This is a genomic window from Pseudoroseomonas ludipueritiae (genome assembly GCF_014490445.1).
Classification (GTDB): Bacteria; Pseudomonadota; Alphaproteobacteria; order Acetobacterales; family Acetobacteraceae; genus Pseudoroseomonas; species Pseudoroseomonas ludipueritiae.
In genome coordinates this window covers 1-3,665 of record NZ_JACTUZ010000256.1, presented here as the reverse complement: position 1 = coordinate 3,665, position 3,665 = coordinate 1, and the positions used below count along the sequence as shown (strand labels likewise).

Below are 3,665 nucleotides of genomic sequence, written 5' to 3'. Positions count from 1 at the left end.
GGCGGCGCGCCTCGCCTACTGCGCCCAGGGCGGGCGCTGCTGTTGCTGGCGCTGGCACTGCTGCCGGTGCTGGCCATCGGCCTCGCCTTGGGCCGCGGCATGGCGGGATGGGAATGGGCCGGGCCGCCGGAATTCTCCGCCATGCTGCCCTGGCGCGGGCCGCGCCTGGCCAGCGCCATGGCGGCCGGGGTGCTGCTCGGTCTCGCCGGCGCGGTGCTGCAGCGGCTTTCGGGCAACCCGATGGCGAGTCCCAAGGTGCTCGGCATTGGAGTTGGAGTTGACCCGCATTCGTGGACGGTTGAGGGGTTTGGTGATCAGGGGACCGCAGGGGCGGTGCTGGCGTGCTCCTTCTCATAGGTGACGGGTGAGCGGTAGCCGAGGGCGGAGTGGAGCCGCAGGGGGTTGTAGAAGCCCTCGATGAACGAGAACACGGCCATGCGGGCCTCGGCCTGCGAGGCGAAGCGGCGGCGGTCGAGGAGCTCGCATTCGAGGCTGGCGAAGAAGCTCTCGCACATGGCGTTGTCGTAGGCATCACCGACCGAGCCCATCGACGGGCGGACGCCTGCTTCACGGCAGCGATTGCCGAACGCGAGCGACGTGAACTGCGATCCCTGGTCCGAATGCAGGATGACGTCACCGGGCCGTCGCTGCCCCAGGGCCATTTCGAGTGCGGCCAACACCAGCTCGGTCCGCAGATGGTTCGCCATGGACCAGCCGACGATGCGCCTCGACCACGCGTCCAGCACGACCGCGAGATATAGAAAGCCCGCTATCGTGGGAATGAAGGTGAGATACTGTCGGCGAATTCCCTGGGTACGATTGGGTGTGCAAAGCTCCTTTATGAGCCTGCACCCGACGCCGATTGGCGAGATCCCGCCCGAGACCTTGCGCATTGCCCGCGCTGCCTTCCCCAGGGGAACCGTTGCAACGCGGCTGCGAGATGAGTTCAGCGCCCTCTATGGGGACGAGGACTTCCGTCGGCTCTACCCTAATCGTGGGCAGCCCGGCCTCGCCCCTTGGCGCTTGGCACTGGTGACAGTCTTTCAGTTTCTTGAGCATCTCAGCGATCGCCAGGCTGCCGATGCCGTGCGGGCGCGGATCGACTGGAAATATGCCCTCGGGCTCGAGCTCACCGACCCCGGCTTCCACTTCAGCGTGCTGACGGAGTTCCGGGCGCGCCTGGTGACGGGCGGGGCGGAGCACTTGCTCCTGGACCGGATGCTTGACCATTTCAAGGCTCACGGCTTGGTCAAGGCTCGGGGCCGACAGCGGACCGACAGCACCCACGTACTGGCCGCAGTGCATGACCTGCACCTGCTCGAATTGGTGGCCGAGACGCTCCGGGCCACGCTGGATGACCTGGCGGCTGTGGTGCCCGACTGGCTGCGCAAAACGGCCCAGCCTGTTTGGTTCGAGCGCTATGCCCGTCGCATCGAGGATTACCGCCTGCCCAAAAGCCAGGAGAAACGGGAAGCACTCGCCCTGGAGGTCGGGGCCGACGGGTTCTTCCTGCTCGATGCGCTGGATGGAGCCGGGGCCCCGTTGGCGGCGCGCGAGATCCCAATGGTCCAGACGCTACGTGATGTGTGGCGGATCCATTATGCGCGCGACAACGGCCGCCCGCGCTGGCGTTCTGGCAAGGAATTGCCGCCAGTCGGCGAGCGCCTGCAGTCTCCCTATGACCCGGAGATGCACTACAGCACCAAGCGGCAGATGGAATGGTCGGGCTATAAGGTGCACGTGACCGAGACCTGCGACGCGGATACGGCACATCTGATCACGCATGTGAAGACCTGCCCTGCGATGCAGCCGGATATGGCAAGCACGGCAGAGATCCATGAATGCCTGGCTGCCAAAGGGCTACTGCCCTCAGAGCACTTCGTGGACTCTGCTTACGTTGATGCAGCACTGCTCGTGGGCAGCCAGCGCGACCATGGTGTCTCGCTCGAAGGGCCGGTGCGAGGCATGGCGAGGCGGCGAACCCAGGAAGAGCAAGCTTATGAGCAGCGCCACTTCACCATCAACTGGGAACACGAGCAGGTCACCTGCCCACAGGGTAAGGCGTCGGTGACCTGGCGTGCTGGGCTCGACGAGGTCGGCGCGCCACGCATCCAGGCCGTATTCAGCCGCACCGATTGCGGCGCCTGCACCGCCCGGACGCTGTGCACGCCAGCCAAGGCGGCCCGACGTTCCGTCTACTTCCATCCTCGCCCTGAATATGAAGCGCTGAACGCAGCTCGCGCGCGAATGCACGACCCGGCTTGGCAGCAACGCTATCACATACGGGCCGGTATCGAGGGAACGCTCTCGCAGGGCGTGCGCGCGCTTGGCATGCGACGAAGCCGCTACATCGGATTGGCCAAGACCGATCTACAGGAAGCATGCACGGGCGCCGCCATGAACGCCTTGCGAGCAGTCCAGTGGTTGGCAGGAGTGCCGCGCAGCAGCACTCGCGTCACACGCTTCATGGCCTTGGCGGTGTGATTTCGCCGACAGTATCAAGGTGATGTCCGTCACCCACAGCCGGTTCGGGCCGGAGGCGGAGAAGTCGCGGTCCACGAGGTCCGGTGCCGGGCGCGCCTTCGGGTCACGGCGTGTTGTCACGGGGCCACCCCTCCTGCGGCTGACGCCAGTCATCCCGGCCTCTCGCATGAGACGCGCTATCCGCTTGCGGCCGTGCCTCTCGCCTCCGGCCCGTAGCTCGGCATGGACCCGCGGCGCGCCATAGATCTCCCGCGACGCTGAGTGGACCGTCCGGATCCGCTCCAGCAGCGCAGCATCCGCCTCCGCATGAGCCGAAGCCGGACGGGCCGCCCAGGCGTAGTAACCGGCTCGGGAGACGCCGAGGACGCGAGCCATGGTCGCGATCGGGAAGGCGGCCTGGTTCGCGCTCATGAACCGGAAGACCCGGACGGGATCGCTCCGGTCTCGCGCGCGAACCAGGCCGCAGCGCGAGAGAGAATGTCGCGCTCCACCCGGAGCTGCCGTACCTCGCGCCGCAGGCGCGCCAGTTCGTCGCGCTCGGCCCCAGTCAGCGCCTCGCCATTTGCGGCCGACGCCGACCTCGCCTCTCGTCGGCCCTCCGTGCGATCGGTCTGGGCAACCCAGTTTCGAATCGCCTGCGCCGAGGGCTCAAATTCCCGCGCCAGGCTCGCCGGATCACGCCCGGCCCGAACCAACTCGATGATCTGTTGCCGGAACTCCGGCGCGTAGGGGGGATTGGTCTTGCCCATGGGGAACACCTCCATCGAAAGCGTGTCGGTGTCCACGGAACCGGGTCAACTCCAGAGGGCTTCGCCGACCGGCAGGTCGACACGCTGTCTGGCGGCGAGCGGCAACGCGCCTGGCTGGCCATGCTGGTGGCGCAGGATGCGCGCTGCCTGCTGCTGGACGAGCCGATCTCGGCGCTCGACATCGCGCATCAGGTGGAGGTGCTGGCGCTGGTGCAGCGGCTGAGCCGCGAGCGGCGCATCGGCACCATCCTGGTGCTGCACGACGTCAACATGGCGGCGCGCTATTGCGACGAGATCGTCGCGCTGCATTCCGGCCGGCTGATCGCGCGCGGCGAGGCGAGCGCGATAATGCGGGCGGAGACGCTGCAGAGCATCTATGGCGTGCCTGTTGATTGCCACTGAGACCTGACCCGGTTTGGGGTGAAGTTGCCA

Annotated in this window: 5 protein-coding genes and 1 pseudogene; 3 read left to right on the top strand and 3 right to left on the bottom strand. The window is 67.0% G+C overall.

Annotated features, from left to right (window positions below; translation table 11 throughout):
- On the top strand, positions 1–357 hold a 357-nt coding region (locus IBL25_RS25030; RefSeq protein WP_187781170.1), incomplete at its 5' end, for an iron chelate uptake ABC transporter family permease subunit.
- Here IBL25_RS25030 and IBL25_RS25025 read toward each other — a convergent pair.
- Positions 315–791: pseudogene (locus tag IBL25_RS25025) on the bottom strand (IS3 family transposase); the annotation flags it as partial. The gene IBL25_RS25030 and the pseudogene IBL25_RS25025 overlap by 43 nt on opposite strands.
- A gap of 49 nt (positions 792–840) precedes the next feature.
- On the opposite strand from IBL25_RS25025, the gene IBL25_RS25020 reads away from it, so the two are divergent.
- Positions 841–2,484 (top strand): IS1182 family transposase, encoded by a 1,644-nt coding sequence (locus IBL25_RS25020; protein ID WP_187781169.1) that lies wholly within the window; start codon positions 841–843, stop codon positions 2,482–2,484.
- On the opposite strand, the gene IBL25_RS27655 is transcribed toward IBL25_RS25020, so the two are convergent.
- Together IBL25_RS27655 and IBL25_RS27150 are read right to left on the bottom strand one after the other, a co-directional pair.
- Positions 2,371–2,859 (bottom strand): IS3 family transposase, encoded by a 489-nt coding sequence (locus IBL25_RS27655; protein WP_367615690.1) that lies wholly within the window; start codon positions 2,857–2,859, stop codon positions 2,371–2,373. The two genes, IBL25_RS25020 and IBL25_RS27655, sit on opposite strands and share 114 nt — an antisense overlap.
- 32 nt (positions 2,860–2,891) lie before the next feature.
- Entirely contained in the window at positions 2,892–3,269 is a 378-nt protein-coding gene (locus IBL25_RS27150) for a transposase (protein WP_367615689.1), read from the bottom strand.
- On the opposite strand from IBL25_RS27150, the gene IBL25_RS27740 reads away from it, so the two are divergent.
- Positions 3,192–3,635 carry an ATP-binding cassette domain-containing protein gene (locus tag IBL25_RS27740; protein WP_456315888.1) on the top strand — a complete coding sequence of 148 codons (444 nt, stop codon included), beginning with the start codon at positions 3,192–3,194 and terminating at the stop codon, positions 3,633–3,635. The two genes, IBL25_RS27150 and IBL25_RS27740, sit on opposite strands and share 78 nt — an antisense overlap.
- Positions 3,636–3,665 lie beyond the last annotated feature (30 nt).

Bases quoted from the DNA above. Each gene is read 5' to 3' on its own strand.
- IBL25_RS25020 (WP_187781169.1), top strand. From the start codon at position 841: ATGAGCCTGCACCCGACGCCGATTGGCGAGATCCCGCCCGAGACCTTG.
- IBL25_RS27655 (WP_367615690.1), bottom strand. From the start codon at position 2,859: ATGGCTCGCGTCCTCGGCGTCTCCCGAGCCGGTTACTACGCCTGGGCG.